The sequence below is a fragment of the Thalassospira sp. CH_XMU1448-2 genome (assembly GCF_037027285.1).
GTDB classification, from domain to species: Bacteria; Pseudomonadota; Alphaproteobacteria; order Rhodospirillales; family Thalassospiraceae; genus Thalassospira; species Thalassospira profundimaris_C.
Genome location: NZ_JAYMEA010000003.1, coordinates 538,901 through 557,017, shown reverse-complemented (window position 1 = coordinate 557,017; position 18,117 = coordinate 538,901). Strand labels below are relative to the sequence as shown.

General features: G+C 54.0%; 17 protein-coding genes. 14 read left to right on the top strand and 3 right to left on the bottom strand.

Annotation, left to right across the window (positions count from 1 at the left end):
- From WA318_RS15090 to ftsY, 10 genes are all read left to right on the top strand, one after another.
- Nucleotides 1-4,893 (top strand): beta strand repeat-containing protein (locus WA318_RS15090; RefSeq protein ID WP_443082642.1); only part of this gene is annotated, 4,893 nt, incomplete at its 5' end.
- Nucleotides 4,894-5,052: 159 nt separating this feature from the next.
- Nucleotides 5,053-5,187 (top strand): 50S ribosomal protein L34, encoded by a 135-nt coding sequence (rpmH, locus tag WA318_RS15085; protein ID WP_007091264.1) that lies wholly within the window; start codon nucleotides 5,053-5,055, stop codon nucleotides 5,185-5,187.
- Between the two features lie 4 nt (nucleotides 5,188-5,191).
- The gene (gene rnpA, locus WA318_RS15080; protein ID WP_336082390.1) at nucleotides 5,192-5,653 is read left to right on the top strand and encodes a ribonuclease P protein component; all 462 of its coding nucleotides are present in this window, start codon (nucleotides 5,192-5,194) and stop codon (nucleotides 5,651-5,653) included.
- On the top strand, nucleotides 5,650-5,961 hold the full coding sequence (gene yidD, locus WA318_RS15075; RefSeq protein ID WP_114098892.1) for a membrane protein insertion efficiency factor YidD: 312 nt from the start codon (nucleotides 5,650-5,652) through the stop codon (nucleotides 5,959-5,961). The genes rnpA and yidD overlap by 4 nt, the downstream gene beginning before the upstream one ends.
- A gap of 45 nt (nucleotides 5,962-6,006) precedes the next feature.
- On the top strand, nucleotides 6,007-7,719 hold the full coding sequence (gene yidC, locus WA318_RS15070) for a membrane protein insertase YidC (protein ID WP_114098893.1): 1,713 nt from the start codon (nucleotides 6,007-6,009) through the stop codon (nucleotides 7,717-7,719).
- A gap of 73 nt (nucleotides 7,720-7,792) precedes the next feature.
- Complete coding sequence (gene yihA / locus WA318_RS15065; protein ID WP_336082387.1) at nucleotides 7,793-8,455, top strand: ribosome biogenesis GTP-binding protein YihA/YsxC; 663 nt, start codon at nucleotides 7,793-7,795, stop codon at nucleotides 8,453-8,455.
- Nucleotides 8,456-8,492: 37 nt separating this feature from the next.
- Complete coding sequence (gene argB, locus WA318_RS15060; RefSeq protein WP_336082385.1) at nucleotides 8,493-9,422, top strand: acetylglutamate kinase; 930 nt, start codon at nucleotides 8,493-8,495, stop codon at nucleotides 9,420-9,422.
- Nucleotides 9,423-9,572: 150 nt separating this feature from the next.
- Nucleotides 9,573-10,598 (top strand): GGDEF domain-containing protein, encoded by a 1,026-nt coding sequence (locus WA318_RS15055; RefSeq protein ID WP_336082382.1) that lies wholly within the window; start codon nucleotides 9,573-9,575, stop codon nucleotides 10,596-10,598.
- Nucleotides 10,599-10,817: 219 nt separating this feature from the next.
- Nucleotides 10,818-12,065 (top strand): tRNA (N(6)-L-threonylcarbamoyladenosine(37)-C(2))-methylthiotransferase MtaB, encoded by a 1,248-nt coding sequence (gene mtaB, locus WA318_RS15050; protein WP_336082380.1) that lies wholly within the window; start codon nucleotides 10,818-10,820, stop codon nucleotides 12,063-12,065.
- Nucleotides 12,062-12,997 carry a signal recognition particle-docking protein FtsY gene (gene ftsY, locus WA318_RS15045; protein ID WP_336082378.1) on the top strand — a complete coding sequence of 312 codons (936 nt, stop codon included), beginning with the start codon at nucleotides 12,062-12,064 and terminating at the stop codon, nucleotides 12,995-12,997. The genes mtaB and ftsY overlap by 4 nt, the downstream gene beginning before the upstream one ends.
- Nucleotides 12,998-13,052: 55 nt before the next feature.
- Here the strand turns inward: ftsY and WA318_RS15040 are convergent, their stop codons facing one another.
- Together WA318_RS15040 and WA318_RS15035 are read right to left on the bottom strand one after the other, a co-directional pair.
- Nucleotides 13,053-14,432: a diacylglycerol/lipid kinase family protein gene (locus WA318_RS15040; RefSeq protein ID WP_336082376.1), complete on the bottom strand. Its 1,380-nt coding sequence runs from the start codon at nucleotides 14,430-14,432 to the stop codon at nucleotides 13,053-13,055.
- A gap of 74 nt (nucleotides 14,433-14,506) precedes the next feature.
- Nucleotides 14,507-15,010, bottom strand: a complete 504-nt coding sequence (locus WA318_RS15035) for a Dps family protein (RefSeq protein WP_114098899.1) — start codon at nucleotides 15,008-15,010, stop codon at nucleotides 14,507-14,509.
- 225 nt (nucleotides 15,011-15,235) lie between these two features.
- Here WA318_RS15035 and WA318_RS15030 point away from each other — a divergent pair, with 225 nt between their 5' ends.
- Together WA318_RS15030 and WA318_RS15025 are read left to right on the top strand one after the other, a co-directional pair.
- Nucleotides 15,236-15,703 carry a hypothetical protein gene (locus tag WA318_RS15030; protein WP_114099037.1) on the top strand — a complete coding sequence of 156 codons (468 nt, stop codon included), beginning with the start codon at nucleotides 15,236-15,238 and terminating at the stop codon, nucleotides 15,701-15,703.
- Nucleotides 15,704-15,799: 96 nt separating this feature from the next.
- Nucleotides 15,800-16,390 carry a YqaA family protein gene (locus WA318_RS15025; RefSeq protein WP_336082372.1) on the top strand — a complete coding sequence of 197 codons (591 nt, stop codon included), beginning with the start codon at nucleotides 15,800-15,802 and terminating at the stop codon, nucleotides 16,388-16,390.
- Nucleotides 16,391-16,462: 72 nt separating this feature from the next.
- On the opposite strand, the gene WA318_RS15020 is transcribed toward WA318_RS15025, so the two are convergent.
- Nucleotides 16,463-16,672: a hypothetical protein gene (locus tag WA318_RS15020; RefSeq protein ID WP_147252016.1), complete on the bottom strand. Its 210-nt coding sequence runs from the start codon at nucleotides 16,670-16,672 to the stop codon at nucleotides 16,463-16,465.
- A gap of 344 nt (nucleotides 16,673-17,016) precedes the next feature.
- On the opposite strand from WA318_RS15020, the gene WA318_RS15015 reads away from it, so the two are divergent.
- Nucleotides 17,017-17,544 carry an RNA polymerase sigma factor gene (locus tag WA318_RS15015; protein ID WP_114099038.1) on the top strand — a complete coding sequence of 176 codons (528 nt, stop codon included), beginning with the start codon at nucleotides 17,017-17,019 and terminating at the stop codon, nucleotides 17,542-17,544.
- A 1-nt stretch (nucleotide 17,545) separates the two neighbouring features.
- Entirely contained in the window at nucleotides 17,546-17,788 is a 243-nt protein-coding gene (locus WA318_RS15010) for a hypothetical protein (protein ID WP_336082369.1), read from the top strand.
- Nucleotides 17,789-18,117 lie beyond the last annotated feature (329 nt).

Here is an 18,117-nt window from a genome sequence, read left to right as displayed (position 1 = left end):
TCTTTGAAACTGGTTAAGCCGTCTTCAGCGCAGCTTGTAGCCGTTTTGTGCGCGATTGCAACGAAATGCAAGAAATCAGACCTCGAAGGTCTGACACTTGCCCCTGCGGATGATTATTCAGGGTCCTTCGATCTAGGTGTCACCGTCACATCGACTGATGGTGACGATACCGCAACTACATCCGGCTCGATAACCGTTGATGTAGCGGGTGTCGCAGATGCTCCGAGCCTTGAAGTCTCGGATGCGTCTGGCAGTGAAGAAGGCGCGATTGCGCTTGATATTGACGCTGGCCTGACTGACGCAAGCGAAGTCCTGTCGATTACGATCTCTGGTGTGCCGGATGGGGCAGAACTTTCTGCTGGTACCGATAATGGTGATGGCACCTGGACGCTCACAGCGGATGATCTTGAAGGTCTGACGATCACGCCAGTCGATGATTATTCCGGTTCGTTCGATCTGGGCGTCATCGTCACCTCGACTGATGGTGAGGATACCGCGACTACCTCGGGCTCAATCACCGTTGATGTTACCGGTGTTGCGGATGCGCCGACCCTTGAAGTGTCGGATGCTTCTGGCAGCGAAGAGGGCGCGATTGCGCTCGATATCGATGCGGGCCTGACTGACGTAAGCGAAGTCCTTTCTATAATCATCTCTGGTGTTCCAGATGGAGCAGTGCTCTCTGCCGGTGCCGATAATGGTGACGGTACCTGGACACTCTCTGCTTCTGATCTTGAAGGGCTGACGATTACCCCTGCCGATGATTATTCAGGGTCGTTCGATCTGGGTGTCACCGTCACCTCGACTGATGGCGACGATACCGCAACCACTTCGGGTTCCATCACCGTTGATGTTACCGGTGTTGCGGATGCACCAACCCTTGAAGTGTCAGATGCTTCCGGCAGTGAAGAAGGTGCAATTGCGCTCGATATTGACGCTGGCCTGAGTGATGCATCGGAAGTTCTGTCGATCACGATTTCTGGTGTGCCCGAAGGAGCCGTGCTGTCGGCTGGTTCTGATAATGGTGACGGCACCTGGACGCTGTCTGCCTCTGATCTTGATCTTGAAGGGCTGACGATCACGCCTGCCGATGATTATTCCGGCTCGTTTGATCTGGGCGTCACCGTCACCTCGACCGATGGTGAGGATACCGCAACCACTTCGGGTTCCATCACCGTTGATGTTACCGGTGTTGCGGATGCTCCGACCCTTGAAGTGTCAGATGCGTCTGGCAGCGAAGAAGGTTCAATTGCGCTTGATATCGATGCGGGCCTGACTGACGTAAGCGAAGTCCTTTCCATAACCATCTCTGGTGTTCCAGATGGAGCAGTGCTCTCTGCCGGTGCCGATAATGGTGACGGCACCTGGACGCTGACGGCGGATGACCTCGAAGGCCTGACGATTACGCCTGCCGATGATTATTCCGGATCGTTTGATCTGGGTGTTACGGTGACCTCGACGGATGGGGACGATATCGCGACCACTTCGGGTTCAATCACCGTTGATGTTGCCGGTGTTGCAGATGCACCGACGCTTGAAGTCTCGGATGCTTCTGGCAGCGAAGAGGGTGCGATTGCACTTGATATTGACGCTGGCCTGACTGACGCATCGGAAGTTCTGTCGATTACGATCTCTGGCGTGCCCGATGGAGCCGTGCTGTCGGCTGGTTCTGATAATGGTGATGGCACATGGACGCTCACAGCGGATGATCTTGAAGGTCTGACGATCACGCCCGCCGATGATTACTCTGGTTCGTTTGATCTGAGTGTGACCGTTACGTCTACGGATGGTGAAGATACGGCCAGTGTTAGCGACACTATTACCGTTGATGTTGCTGGTGTCGCAGATGCTCCGACACTTGAAGTCTCCGACGCGTCGGGCAGCGAAGACAGTGCGATCACTCTCAATATCGACGCGGGACTCGCGGATAGTTCAGAAACCCTGACAATAACGATTTCCGGTGTGCCGGAAGGTGCGACCTTGTCGGCAGGTACTCTGAATGATGACGGAACCTGGTCGCTGACGTCGGATGATCTTGACGGGCTGTCAATAACGCCTCCCGATGATTATAGCGGTAGTTTTGATCTCGAAATTACGGCGAGTACTCAGGACGGCGTAGATATCGCAAGTGTGACGGATACCGTCATGGTCAATGTGATTGGCGATGCAGATTTGCCAACCCTTGAAGTGTCTGATGCTTCGGGTAACGAAGAAGGTGCGATAGCGCTCGATATTGATGCGGGCCTGACGGATGCATCGGAAGTTCTGTCGATCACGATTTCTGGTGTTCCGGATGGCGCCGAGTTGTCAGCCGGGACCGATAATGGCGATGGTACCTGGACGCTCTCGGCCTCAGACCTCGAAGGTCTGACGATCACGCCTGCCGATGATTATTCCGGATCGTTCGATCTGGGTGTGACGGTGACTTCGACCGATGGTGATGACACCGCAACGGTCACTGATGCCATTACTGTCGATGTTGCCGGTGTCGCAGATGCGCCGACCCTTGAAGTGTCGGATGCTTCTGGCAGCGAAGAGGGCGCGATTGCGCTCGATATCGATGCGGGCCTGACTGACGTAAGCGAAGTCCTTTCTATAACCATCTCTGGTGTTCCGGATGGAGCTGTGTTGTCAGCCGGTACCGATAATGGTGACGGTACCTGGACGCTCTCGGCCTCAGACCTCGAAGGTCTGACGATCACGCCAGCCGATGACTATTCCGGTTCCTTCGATCTGGGCGTCACCGTCACCTCGACCGATGGTGATGACACCGCAACGGTCACTGACGCCATTACTGTCGATGTTGCCGGTGTCGCAGATGCACCGACCCTTGAAGTGTCGGATGCTTCCGGCAGCGAAGAGGGCGCGATTGCGCTCGATATCGATGCGGGCCTGACTGACGTAAGCGAAGTCCTTTCTATAACCATCTCTGGTGTTCCAGATGGAGCCGTGTTGTCAGCCGGTACCGATAATGGTGACGGCACCTGGACGCTCTCGGCGGATGATCTTGAAGGTCTGACGATTACGCCCGCCGATGATTATTCCGGATCGTTCGATCTGGGTGTGACGGTGACTTCGACCGATGGTGATGACACCGCAACGGTCACTGACGCCATTACTGTCGATGTTGCCGGTGTTGCGGATACTCCGACGCTTGAAGTAACGGACGCGACCGGTGAGGAGGGTAGTAGTGTTGCCCTTGATATTGATGCCGCTGTAACCGACAGCAGTGAAACACTGACGGTGACCATTAGCGGTGTGCCCTCAGGGGCGAGCCTGTCGGCCGGTACCAATAACGGTGATGGCAGCTGGACGTTAAGTGCAGCCCAGTTGGCTGGCCTTACGATCGCGACGGCAAGTGACTATTCCGGGACATTCGAGCTGACTGTTTCTGTGCAGTCCCAGGATGGAGAGGATACCGCCACGACCACAGCAATCCTTGAAGTAACGATCGAGGAAATGGCAGCGGGTGACGAAACCCTTTGGGGAACTGACGCGAGCGAAGTCTTCGAGACGGGGGCTGGTAACGACACTGTCGGCGCTGGTGGTGGCAATGATACGGTTTCGACGAATGCCGGTGACGATACGATCTGGGGCGGTAACGGCAATGATGTGATCTATGCCGGGGATGGTAACGACAGCATCACCGGTGATGGCGGCAATGACTATATTGATGGTGGTGCCGGTGACGACACCATTCATGGTGGCGAGGGAACCAACACCATCTATGGCGGCGCCGGGAACAACTACATTACCGGTGGCAGTGGCAATGACAGCATCTATGCCAGTGATGGTGACAACATCATCTATGCCAATGAGGGCAATAACCACATCGAAACCGGTGCTGGAAATGACAGCCTGTATGCCGGAAGCGGTGACGACACCATCATTGGCGGAGATGGCAATAATTATGTCAGTGCCGGTGAAGGTAAAAACTATGTCGAGACCGGGTCGGGCAATGACACGATCACGTCAGGCAGCAATGATGACAAAATCAATGCGGGTGATGGTGACAACCTGATTTCTGCTGGCGAGGGCAAAAACACCATCTGGGGTGGTTCGGGTGCGGACAGCATCAGTGTCGGTTCTGGCGATGACAGGATTTATGCCGGGGACGGTGACAATACCGTCAATGCCGGCGAGGGCCGGAACTATATCGAAACCGGCAGCGGCGATGACACCATCACGTCGGGCAGCGACAACGATACGGTTTCGTCGGGGGCTGGCGATGACAACATTGATGTCAGCGGCGGCAAGAACACTGTCTGGGGAGGCGACGGCAACGATTCCATTCATGGAGCCTGGGGCAACGACACTTTCTATGGCGGGGCTGGAAATGACATCCTGAATGCGGATGGGGGCGACAACTATTTCGATGGCGGTGCCGACAACGATACCCTGACCGGTGGCTGGGGCAAGGATACCTTCTATGGCGGATCGGGCGATGACACGCTTGATGGCGGTGGCGGGGATGACAGGCTGTATGGTGAGGACGGGGATGACACCCTTTCTGGCGGTGCAGGCAAGGACACACTCAGTGGCGGAGATGGTAATGACCTTCTGCTGGGTGGGGATGACGACGATACGCTGATGGGCGGGATCGGGGACGACACGCTGTATGGCGATGGCGGATCGGATCTGTTCATCTTCAATATGGGCGAGGGCAATGACCATGTAGATGGTGGTGCCAATGGCTGGACGACCGATACCATCGAATTGCACGGTATTGGCGGCGGCAATCTCGACTCGAGTGACTGGACCTTGATCCTTGATGAGGGAACCATCACCGATTCGAAGAAACACTCGCTTGAACTTTCCACCGATTCGTCTGGAACCATCGTCTTTTCGGATGGTTCCGAGTTGACATTCTCCAATGTCGAACGTATCGAGTGGTGACGAATTCACATTTCGGGTGCCGTCGGGACGAAATCCCGGCGGCATTGCCGGTTTTCTGGGGGTGAACACCTTGTCTCGAGTTGACAGCCATGGTGTGAAGCCCTATACAGCGGACCTCGAATTTTATCGGATTACCTTATTTAGAACGGAGTAAGTGCAGTGAAGCGCACCTACCAGCCAAGCAAACTCGTACGGAAACGCCGCCACGGCTTCCGTTCCCGCAGCGCGACCGTCGGTGGCCGCCGTGTGCTGACCGCACGCCGCGCCAAGGGCCGCAAGCGTCTGTCGGCCTAATGTTGTGACCATTTCGGTGGAACGCCTTAAAAAGCGTGCGGAATTCCTCCGTGTTGCGGGCACCCGCCGAAAATGGGTTACACAGGGGTTGATCCTGCAGGGCGCACCACGCCCGGGGATCAAGCCGGATACAGAATACGCCGGTGAAGAACGACTCGCCCGAGTCGGTTTCACTGTCACCAAAAAGGTGGGAAAGGCCGTCGTCCGCAATCGCGTTCGGCGGCGTTTGCGTGCTGTGGCAGAGCAATTGATGAGCGAACTCGCATTGCCCGGATGGGATTATGTCGTGATCGGTCGCGCCCAAACCATTGATCGGCCTTTTGAAAAGTTGATTGATGATTTGAAATTTGCTCTGCGTCGGGTTCCTGATGCCAAGCCGTCTGCACCGGATTCGCGCCGTCCCCGCAAGGGACGCAGTGCCAGTTCGTCAGGTGGGACAGCAAAGGCAGGAGGTCCGTCAAAATGACCTCTTCGAATCCTGCACCCGGTTTCCTTGCCCGCCTTCTTCAAATCGCAGTTCGCGGTTATCAGCTGTTTTTGTCGCCTTATATCGGGTGGTCATGTCGCTATCAGCCGACCTGTTCGGCATACATGATGGAAGCATTGGCCCGGCACGGGGCAATAAAAGGCAGCTGGATGGGAATTAAACGGATAATGCGTTGCCATCCATGGGGTGGTCATGGTTATGATCCCGTGCCCGGATGTGGCTGCGAACAAAACAAAGCGTCGTCGGATGGTGAAAACCGGTCCCCGGCGCTTTCGTCATGTAAATAGAATAAGCGGTCGGCAAATGCTGGCTGAGCAAAGCGGAATGAGGCGATGAACGAACAACGTAACCTGTGGGTGGCAATTGCATCGGCAGTTGTGATTCTTATCGGGTGGCAATTCTTCTTTGCGCCGGAACCTGATACCCAGGTTCGCGAAGCGCAAGTTCGTGAACAGCTTGATGCAAACGGCAGCAACGCGCCGCAGGTATCAACCGGTGGGCCCAGTGTCCCGGGCGGTCAGCCAGCAGTGCCGACTGTCAAGCGTGAAGACGCGTTGGCGAAATCGCCGCGTATCACCATCGAAACCCCGCGTGTCGAAGGCTCGATTCGCCTTGTCGGCGGTGTGATTGACGATATTCAGCTTCAGGATTACCGCGAGACCGAAGAACCTGACAGCCCGCTGATCCATGTTCTGAACCCGACGGGCAGCAATGATGCCTATTTTGCGGAGTTCGGCTGGGTCGCCGGTGAAAAGGGGATCAGTCTTCCCAATAGTGATACCCGCTGGACCGCAAGCAGTGACAAGCTGACGCCCGATAGTCCGGTAACGCTGAGCTGGGATAACGGCGCAGGCCTTACCTTCAAGCGTCAGATCGCAATTGACGAGAACTATCTGTTCACCGTCAATCAGTCGGTCGTGAACAACAGCGGTGGCGCAGTCACCCTGTATCCGTACGGACTGATTTCGCGTAAGAACAAGCCGCTCACTGCCGGTTTCTATATTCTGCATGAAGGTCCGCTTGGTGTGATCGACGGTACGCTTACCGAGATCGACTATGACGATCTGGCCGACGACGGTGCAGTTGAAAAGAAAACCACCGGCGGATGGCTTGGCATAACAGACAAATACTGGCTGGTTGCTCTTGCGCCGTCTTCGGACGAAGCGCTGACCGCACGTTTCAGCCACCATGTGGCGGACAATTCCGACAAGTACCAGACGGATTATCTTGGTGCGCCGCGCACGATTGCTGATGGGGCAGAAGCCGCTGCCGAGACGCGTTTGTTTGCCGGTGCAAAAGAAGTCACATTGCTCGATAGCTATGCCGAGGAATACGGGATTACCAACTTTGATCTCGCGATTGACTTTGGCTGGTTCTACTTCCTGACCAAGCCGTTCTTCCTGTTCTTGCAGTACCTGTATCATCTGGTTGGCAACTTTGGTGTGTCGATCCTGATCATCACGGTCATCATCAAGGGGATCATGTTCCCGCTTGCAAACAAATCGTACAAATCCATGAGTGCGATGAAAAAGTTGCAGCCGCAGATCACCAAGATGCGCGAACAGTTCAAGGATGACCGTCAGCGTCAACAGCAGGAAATGATGGCTCTGTACAAGCGCGAGAAGATCAACCCGGCTTCGGGTTGCCTTCCGATCATTGTCCAGATCCCTGTCTTCTTTGCGCTTTACAAGGTTCTGTTTGTCAGCATCGAAATGCGCCATGCGCCGTTCTTTGGCTGGATTCAGGATCTGTCGGCGCCGGACCCCACGTCGTTGTTCAACCTGTTTGGTCTGATTCCATGGGATCCGCCGCAGATGCTGATGATCGGTGTCTGGCCGTTGATCATGGGTATTACCATGTATCTGCAACAGAAACTCAACCCGGCTCCGGCTGATCCGACCCAGGCAAAGATCATGATGTTCCTTCCGCTGATCTTTACCTTCATGCTGGCAAGTTTCCCGGCGGGTCTTGTGATCTACTGGGCATGGAACAACACGCTGTCGATTATTCAGCAGCGCTACATCATGTACAAGATGGGGGTTTAACCCCCCATCTACCCTTTACGGGTCCATCTTCCCTTCGGGGGAAAATCCCCGCAAAACCGGGGAAGGAATAACGATGACACAAGAAAATCTGCCGTCGGCAACTGCAATTCCGACGCATGAAGACTCAGTAATCGAAGCCGGGCGGAAGCTTTTTAGCCGCCCGGTTAACTTCGTTCTTGGTGTGGCGCAGCTCGAACAGCTGCCGCCCGAGGAAAAAACCGAAATCTGTTTTGCCGGACGCTCAAACGTTGGCAAATCCAGCCTGATCAATTCGATCACGGGGCGTAAGGACATTGCACGCACGTCCAATACGCCGGGTCGTACCCAGCAGCTGAACTATTTCGATCTTGATGGCGCATGCCATATTGTCGACTTGCCGGGCTATGGCTTTGCACAGGCCCCGAAGGATATTGTCGATACCTGGCATGCCCTGATCAAACAGTATCTGCGTGGGCGTGTTACGTTGCGTCGCGTGTTTGTTCTGATCGATTCCAGACATGGTTTCAAAAAGGCCGATCTGGACATGATGAAGCTGCTTGATGAGTCGGCTGTGCCATATCAGGTTGTACTGACCAAGTCGGACAAGCTAAAAAAGGGACAGCTTGAAAAACGCATCAAGGAAGTGGTCGATGCTCTGGTGAAACATCCGGCGGCCTTGCCACAGATTTTTGCGACATCAAGTGAAAAGAATACCGGACTTGCGGAATTGCGGGCAGAAATCTCGACGCTGCTCTGAGGCCGTCAGGTTCATCGCTTAAATATGGGGAAGTGAGATGAACGAAGAAATCCGTTCTGAAGAAGATCAATCGGAATCCAGCGCATACCGGACGTTGGCACGCGCCAAAGTCCTTTCCGAGGCTCTTCCCTATATGCGACGATTCAATGGCCAGACGATCGTGATCAAGTATGGCGGTCACGCCATGGGTGATCCGGAACTGGCGCGTCTGTTTGCGCAGGATATGGTGCTTCTCAAGCAGGTTGGCATGAACCCGATTGTCGTTCATGGCGGTGGCCCGCAGATTGGCCAGATGCTCAAGCAGCTCAATATCCAGTCGGAATTCGTTGACGGTCTTCGCGTAACCGATCAGCAAACAATCGACGTTGTCGAAATGGTTCTGGCGGGCAAGATCAACAAGGAAATCGTTTCCAATATCAATGCCGCAGGTGGCATCGGTGTTGGCCTGTGCGGCAAGGATGCGCATCTTATCACCGCGCGCAAGCTGACCCGTACCAAACGCGATCCGGAAAGCAATATCGAGAAGGTCCTTGATCTGGGCTTTGTTGGCGAACCGGCAAAGGTCAATCCCCACGTTCTTGATTGCTTCATCAATACCGACATCATTCCGGTTATCTCACCGATCGGTGTTGGCGAAGACGGTCAGACATATAATATCAATGCTGATACTGCTGCCGGTGCAATTGCCAAGGCAGTTGGTGCGCGTCGTCTCTATATGCTGACGGATGTTAAGGGGATTCTTGATGGCGAGAAGAACCTTGTAAGGGATGCGGATATTGACCACATCAATGCAATGATTGCAGATGGTACCATTCAGGGAGGCATGATCCCGAAAACCGAAACCTGTATGGATGCGGTTAAAAACGGGGTCGAGGCAGCGGTTATTGTTGATGGCCGTGCGCCACACGCCGTCTTGCTGGAGCTTTTCACCGAGCGCGGTGCCGGGACAATGATCCGCGGAAACTGACCGTCAACAGAGAGCCAACACTTTAGTATAGTTTTGTGCGACGTATATCTGGTTCCGTGAATTGAATTAGGATATGTTGATGCGATAAATAACGCCGGTCAGGCGTAACGTATTGACTTAACTATGAAAACACGAGCTGGAGCAACCGTTGTGACCACGACGGAACAACAGATATCTCGCCACTGGGATTATGCGGAAGCGACTTTGAAGGCTCTGCGCGAGCGGGGCCTTCGTCCGACGCCTGAACTATACCATGTGTGGTTCGTTTACTTTGCTGAAGAAAATCCTGAAATCCTGCGGGTTATCGATGCTGTTCAGGCCAGTGGTGACCAACTGGCCGAAGACACGCTGCTTCAGCTTTATTACCGCTATATTTTCGACCGGCAGGCGGCTGATTTCCTTCAGCGCGGCATGGAAGACTTTTCCGAACTGGTTGAAAACAGTGACGAATGCCTGACCACGGCAAAGTCGGGTCTTGGCAGTTATGGTGACTTGCTGAACAGGTCGCTCAAGACACTGGAAAAGCACAAGGAAGTCAGTCCGGTGCTGCGTGAAGTCATCAGCCATACTGACCAGATGAAAGAAACCATCGATAATCTTCACAAGCGTCTGGATAGCTATCTGAACAGTGTTGCGCTGTTGCAGCGCGAACTCGACGAGACCCGCGAGCGGTCCTATACCGATGGCCTGACCCGTGTTTCCAACCGCATGTATTTCGAAGAGCAACTGGCACTGCTTGCCGCCGAATATGATGCCTCGGCAAGCCCGGAGCCGTTCTGCGTGATGATGGTCGATCTTGATCAGTTCAAATCGGTCAATGACCGGTTCGGGCATCGGATTGGTGATGAAATTCTGGTCCTGATTGCCTCGATGCTGAAGGCCAATATCAAGGGGCGTGATATTGTGGCGCGCTATGGCGGGGATGAATTTGCCATCCTGTTGCCCCAGACACCGTTGGCCGATGCCATGGCCCTGGCCGAAGATATGAGCAAGCGCATTGCCGCGCGCGAAATCAAATCAAAGTCCTCCGGGGCATCTTATGGTCATATGACGGTATCTGTCGGTGCTGCGCAATATGTCGCCAACGAGGGCGGCGCCAAACTGATTGATCGCGCGGATAGTGCGCTATATCGCGCCAAGAAGGATGGTCGGAACCGTAATTTCGCGGCCGAGTAACGAATTCTACCGTCGATAGGGGCTGCTGGCGTGGTTTTAAGCCTGCCATGCATGTGTGCCATGACGGTGGCGGACTTGCATTGAAGCGTTCAAAAGCGTATGTAACCAGCGCCCGGCACGGTCAGACGACTTTGCCGGGCGTTCCGCACTTGCTGCATCTGACTTGTTTGCGCAGGCGGAATGTTTCCCGGAATAAAGACAGATCACAGAAAGCCGAGCATGAAAGAGCCGCGCGTAGTTACATTTGGATGTCGTCTGAACACCTATGAGTCCGAGGTGATGCGCGATCATGCCAAAAATGCCGGCCTTGATGATGCGATCATCATCAATACCTGTGCTGTCACGACCGAGGCCGAACGCCAGGCGCGCCAGAGCATCCGTAGGCTGCGCCGGGAAAATCCCGATGCCAAGATTTTCGTGACCGGCTGCGCGGTACAGGTCAATCCGGACAAATTTGCCAAAATGACCGAGATCGACCGTATCTTTGGTAATGATGCCAAGATGAAGGCCGAAACGTTCCTGATGCCGGAACATGAACGTGTTGTCGTCAATGACATCATGTCGGTGGAAGAAACTGCAAGTCACCTTGTATCGGGGTTCGAGGGGCGTGCGCGTGCGTTCGTTCAGGTCCAGAACGGTTGCGATCATCGTTGTACGTTCTGCATCATTCCGTTTGGTCGCGGCAATTCGCGCAGTGTCCCGATGGGCGAGATCGTCACCCAGGTCCGGGAGCTGGTTGCCAATGGCTATGGCGAGGTTGTCCTGACCGGGGTCGATATCACGTCCTATGGTCATGATCTTCCGGGGCAGCCGACCCTTGGGCAGATGTCGCGCCGTTTGCTGGCGCAGGTTCCTGAATTGCCGCGCTTGCGCATTTCATCAATTGATCCGGTCGAAGTTGACGCAGACCTGTTTCGACTGATCGAAACCGAACCGCGCCTGATGCCGCATATGCATATCAGTTTGCAGGCAGGTGATGACATGGTGCTTAAACGCATGAAGCGCCGCCATCTGCGTCAGGATGTTGTGGATTTCTGCAAAAAGGTCCGCGAATTGCGCCCCGACGTGACATTCGGTGCCGATATCATCGCAGGTTTCCCGACCGAAACCGACGAGATGGCTGAAAATACGCTGCGCCTTGTTGATGAATGCGGTCTGATTTACCTGCATGTCTTTCCCTATTCAGCGCGCCCGGGAACCCCGGCCGCACGGATGCCGCAGGTGCCAAAGGATCTTCGCAAGGAACGCGCAAGTGCGCTTCGCGACGCAGGCGACGTTCAGTTGAACAATTTCCTGAAATCACGCATCGGCATGATCGAGAATGTGTTGGTTGAAAAGGAAAATACCGGCCATACGGAGCATTTTGCTCCCGTTCTGCTTGATCGCGTGATAGAACCGGGCTCGATAGCAAAGGCCAAGGTTACCGGTCTTGAAGATGGAAAACTGATTGCGGAGCTTGTGGGATGACCGAAGAGGGGAAAAAGAGCTGGTTTAGCCGCCTGAAAGACGGGTTGAAACGCTCCTCCTCAAAGCTGACCACCGGGATTGCCGATATCTTCACCAAGCGTCGTCTTGATGACGATGCGCTTGAAGAATTTGAAGACCTTCTCATTACATCGGATCTGGGTGTCACAACCGCGGCCAAACTGAGCGCGGAGCTGGCGAAAACGCGTTTCGACAAGGAAGTCGATTCAAGCGAAATTCAGGAATTCATTGCCGACGAAGTCGCCAAAATCCTTGAACCTGTTGCCAAGCCGCTGGTGATTGATCCGGGCAAGAAACCCCATGTGGTTCTGGTTGTCGGGGTGAACGGATCGGGCAAGACGACCACGATTGGCAAGCTTGCCAAAACCTACAAGGATCAGGGCCTTAAGGTCATGATGGCGGCGGGCGATACATTCCGTGCTGCTGCGGTTGAGCAGCTCAAGGTCTGGGGTGAGCGGACCGATTGTCCGGTGATAGCGCGTGATACCGGTGCCGATGCGGCCGGTCTTGCCTTTGATGCCATTGAGCAGGCCCAGCGCGAAGGCTATGATCTGTTGCTGATTGATACGGCCGGTCGCCTTCAGAACAAGGCGCATCTGATGGACGAGCTTAAAAAGATCGTCCGCGTGATCAAAAAGCGTGATGAAAGTGCCCCCCATGACACGCTTCTGGTGCTTGATGCCACGACCGGACAGAACGCCCATTCACAGGTCGAAACCTTTGGCGAGGCGACCAATGTTTCCGGCCTGATTGTGACCAAGCTTGACGGGACGGCAAAGGGTGGTGTTGTGGTTGCCCTGGCAGAGAAATTCGGCAAGCCGGTTCATGCGATTGGTGTTGGCGAAGCTGCCGAGGATTTGCGCCCGTTTGAGGCAAGGTCATTTGCACGCAGTCTGGCCGGGCTTGAAGACTGATTGCAGACAAAGCCGAAATGACGAAAGGCAGCCTGGTAGGCTGCCTTTTTCCGTTCTAGCGGGTCTTGATAAAGTCGTTAATCGAATTGCGAAACTGGCCGATTTCCCGATCAAGGGCGGCAACCGGATCGCGCAAATCTTCGGGCAGTTTTTCAATGACCAGTTCGTCAAGTTCTGCCGCCAATTGTGCGGCCCGCTGATCAAGGCCGATGGCCAGGCGCTGATCGGCATCATTAAACAGCCAATCCATGATCCGGTCCCGTAACTCTTCAAGGCTTTGCAAATCAGGGTCTGGTATTGCCGCAATAACGCCGAGCGGGCGCAAGGCCAGTTCGATCTGACGATAGATGTCGCGCAAGTTCCGGGTGCTGTCATGGCAAAGTGATTTCAGTTTGCTGTCGCGGACAACCGGAAAAATCGCCTCAAGCCGAAGTGCGAAATCAAGAGTATCGCGCAAGACATCCTTGACCGCGTCTTGCTGAGGGATTGTGGTCGGGCTGTTTGCCTGATGCCTGTTTTCTTCCTCGACATAGCTGTTGGGGGCAAATACAGGAAGGGTGCTTGCGCGAAGGGTAAAGCGTGCCGGAAGTTCCCCGATGATTTCACCGTCGGCAAGAACTGGCGCGCCGTCGGCCCCTTCAATCGTGATTTCGTTGCATTCCATCGCCATGGCATAGCTGCTGTTATCGACCGAACCAAACAGAAGCTCGGCTGCGATATCAAGACCGCTTAGCGTATCGACGCTGTCGCGGATGGCAAACATGTGCAAGAGCCCGTCCTCGGGGCTTTTGGTGTCGCTGGGACGCAGGCCGCCGCCAAAATACCGGCCATTGGTAATGGTGACCTGACGCAGTTTAAGGTTTTGCGGTTTTTCGTCGCCACAGGTGATCGACAGATCAAGCGGATCCATTTCATGCCAGCTTTGCCAGTTGGCAACGGCATAGCTGATTGCGCCCAACGTTCTTTTAAGGTCGGGATTGATCCGTTTGCGGGCATCAGCCGGGACACCGATACTGGCCGCATTGATAAAGCTGTGATCATTGACCCGGCCGACATCAAGCATTCTGATCTGGCCGTGAATGGTTGCACGTGCTGCATCAATCAGATCATCGGGCAGGCCAAGGGTGCGCGCAAAGTCGTTTGCGGTGCCAAGCGGCACAGGGATAAGAACCACCTTTGCCGCGATTACGGTATCGAGAACGGCATTGATCGTGCCATCACCACCCCCAACCGCGACAATATCGCCAGCACGGGTATTTGAGCGGATAAAGGCACAAATATCGTCCGGATTGTCACACAGGGTCAGCTCGGTCTGATAGCCGGCGTCTTCAAATACGGCTCGCAATGGCTGTGCGCCGTTGCCACGCCAGTCTTCGGGAAGTTTTCCCTTTGTCAGAAGCAGACAAACCTTACCCGTCAGATCAGAATTTTTCACGACAACGGACTTTCACATGTGAATGGGGGGGGCGAACCGGCATCAAATGTGCCGGTTCGCGTCAGTTTTACAGATCAGGAAAGTGTCGCGCGCAGCATCCAGGCTGCTTCTTCATGCACGCCGATACGGTCGGTCAGAAGGTCGGCTGTTTTCACATCGTCAACTTCCTCGGCCGCAGCGACACCATCGCGGATCAGGCGCGCCATCTTTTCATGGTCATCGACGAGCTCGGTAACCATGTCATTGGTGGTCAGAAGTTTTTCCTGATCGGCAATGACCGAATTTTCCATCATTTCCTTGAGACCCGTCGGGGCTGCAAATCCGATGGCACGAATGCGTTCGGCCATGTCATCGATCGCCACATGAAGGTCTTCATATTGCTCCTCGGTCATTTTATGGAGCGAATAGAAAGCCGGACCCACGACGTTCCAGTGTACGCCGCGCATTTTGGCATAGAGTACGTGCGAAGAACCAACGATCTGGGTCAGCATCGTGGCCAGTTCGCGGCGATCCTTGCGATTCACGCCGGTTTCGACGGGAAATTCCTTTGCAACGGTCTGCATACTGCTATGTGCCATGGTTAAACTCCTTTTGGTTTTAGCGCGTCCCCGCGAAGCATCGGACTTGGGTGGTTGATGCTTTCCTTATTCGGCAGGGGCGCTTTGACCATATTAACGTCGGCATTTTTGAAAAGTTCCGCGAAATAAAATAACCACAATTGGAACATTCTTTTGTACCACCCGTTTGCCATTGTAAGCAGCGCGCAAGTAATTGTGCTGCCCTTAATGAATAAGGAGGTTGTGATGTTGAGCAAGAACATGCTGATGATTGGTACGGTACTTATGTCTGTGGGTGTTGCGGCACCGGCCTATGCCGGGTCGTCCTCGGCGACCGATACATCAGGAACGATGGCAACCGATGATGCGATGAAGTCGGACGCAAACAAACTGGGTGACAAGGTTGCCGCCCAGTATGAGAAAGCCAAGGACTTCACCTTTGAGCAGAAAGAAGATTTTCTGGCATGGGTCGGTGAAAAATCCGATCAGCTTGGTGACCAGTATGATGACGTATCTGCGCGTGTGAAAAGCGATAGCGAGGAAGCGGTCGATGAGCTGGCAGAAGCCTGGGACAGCGCCAGTGATGAGCTGAGCGATGCGATGGCATCGGCCAAGGACGCTTCAGCAGACACGTGGGAAGACGTCAAGAAGGACACGCTGAATGCACTTGAGAGTGCACAGAAAGCGATCTCGGGCAGCGGGTCTGCCGAATAGGACGTCACAACCTGAACTCGGCGGCCTGATAAACGTCCGAGGAAGACAGCCCGCCCGTTCTGGGCGGGCTGTTCTTGTCTGTGCAGTGAAGAAGGAATGATTGTGAACCAGAATCAGAAATCATTGGTGGCACGCCTGAAGGACTTTTCCAGAACGGCCCAGCGGTATCTGGCCAGTCTGGCTGCGGGTCGGAAGGGGCTTGCCGGAATTGCCGGGGCGTCGTTCCTTGAGACCACGATCATCCCGATCCCGATCGAACTGGTGATTGCGCCTGTCATGGCCGCGTCGCGGGCGCGCGGCTTTATTGTCGCGACGGTTACTCTGGCCGGAAGCGTTATTGGCGCTTTCGGACTTTATATTCTTGCATGGGCATTGTTCGATGATCTGGCGCAGCCCCTGATTGATCTGACGGGCGGGCAGGCGCAGTTTGATGATCTTGAGGCCAAATTTGAAACAGGGGGCTTCTGGTTGGTCTTTTTGATCAGCATTGCGCCGGTTCCGATGCAGATTGCTGCTTTGGCGGCAGGTGCTGCCTCTTATCCCGTCTGGCTGTTTCTGATTGCCATCATTGTGTCGCGCGCTTTGCGGTATTACGGATTATGGCTTTTGGTTTTGGGATTCGGGGTTGGAATCGCCCGGATATTTGAAGGCAAGAAGCCAAAAATACACTCTGAATCGTCCCGATGAGGCATTGTTTCAGAGCGGAAAAGCAAAAAAGGCCCGGAAAATAGCCGGGCCTTTTTTGTGGAAAACTGATTTTTATTCCGACTCAACGCGGAAATCGGTCGTGCTTTTGCCTTCGGTATCGGGTTCTGCGACATCTTCGGCGATCAAGCCACGGCGGATCAATTCACGGATCGCAGCCGCGCGCGTTGGCATGCGATGCTCGAAACGCCAGTCATCAATGACTTTCAACTCCTCGTCATCGAGCATGATCTGGAGCTTTTCGGTTCTTTTCGACGTTGGCACGTGGGGTTTCCTGTCAAAGTCAGGGGCTATAAAAACCGCCTGAAGCCATTGAAAATCAATGCATTCAAAAATTTTGGAGTAACTTACGTTACCTCCGTTTCCTCCATAAGACAACCATCTTGCCTAAGTGCGGTAACTGCCTGTGATGCTGTAAGTAATGGAAAGTAATTATGTGAAGTAACCCATGTAGTATATTGAAGTTATCTACAATATGTCAGATATGTGTTTTGATGTTGTTGTATATATGCTGTCTGTTCATTGTATTACCTTAGTTAACCATACGATTTTACTTTAAATATTATTTTCGTTTGTTACGGTTGGGGCATCCGAACAAGGAGGTTGTGATGTCTATGCAAGTGATGAACGAAATCGAAGACCATGTGCCTGCTTTGCGCCGTCATGCGTATCGCCTGACCGGCAGCATGGATATGGCCCAGGATCTGGTTCAGGACACTTTGTTGAAAGCCATCAGCAAAAAGGACCAGTTCGAAGAAGGTACGAGCCTTAAGGCCTGGCTGCACCGTATTCTGTTCAATACCTTTATTTCGGGAAAGCGCCGCGAAAAGACCCGTGGTCCGCAGGTGGACTGGGATGATCTTGGGGACATTTACGGTCATGGCAGCAATCAGATGGCGCGTTTGCAATTGCGTGATGCTGATCGCGTTCTTGAATCTCTGCCCGAGCAGGAGCGCGAGGCGATTATGCTGACAGCTGTCGAAGAGGTTTCCTATCAGGATGCAGCGGATCAGATGTCGGTCGAAATTGGCACGGTGAAATCAAGGGTCGGTCGCGCGCGCCGCAAGCTGCGTGCATCGGTTGGCCGAATCGAAGCCCGCGAACATGCGTCGCGTTACGTCGCAGAGGCAGCATGATATGAGCCCGGTTCTTGCGATATACGGCAAGGAGCACATTCTTGGCTATGTTCGCGGGACACTTGAGGACGACGAAGAACAACAGGATATCGAAAGTCTGGTCGAAAGTGATCCGCGCGCTGCCAGAGTAGTCTGTGACTTGCAAATGACCGATATAGGTGACTGTGAGGCATTTGATGAAGCCGCACGTCGCAGGCTTGGCAAGCTGCAAAGGATTGCAGGCAACGCGGGCATATTAGCGTGAGCTATGCATGCTGCGAATGAAAGGTCCGCGTTGATTGAAATTGACATTGCTGACCAGTGGTCATATATATGCGGATATCAGGGTTGACCGTCTTTTCCCTCAACGTCTAAGGCACCTCCCTGAAATTGCCGAAACCGTCCCCCGGTTTCGGCACTTTTTTTATCCGGATTCCATAATGGGCTGATTGAGCAATGACACGGAATGTCTGCGGGCCCGTCAGTTATGAGCCCCGCATCAAAACTGTCATTTGGAATTCTTGAAAATAAATCCGACATATAAGTCATAAGCTTCTGAAACCGACTGAAAATCGGGGGTATGTTGTATATCCC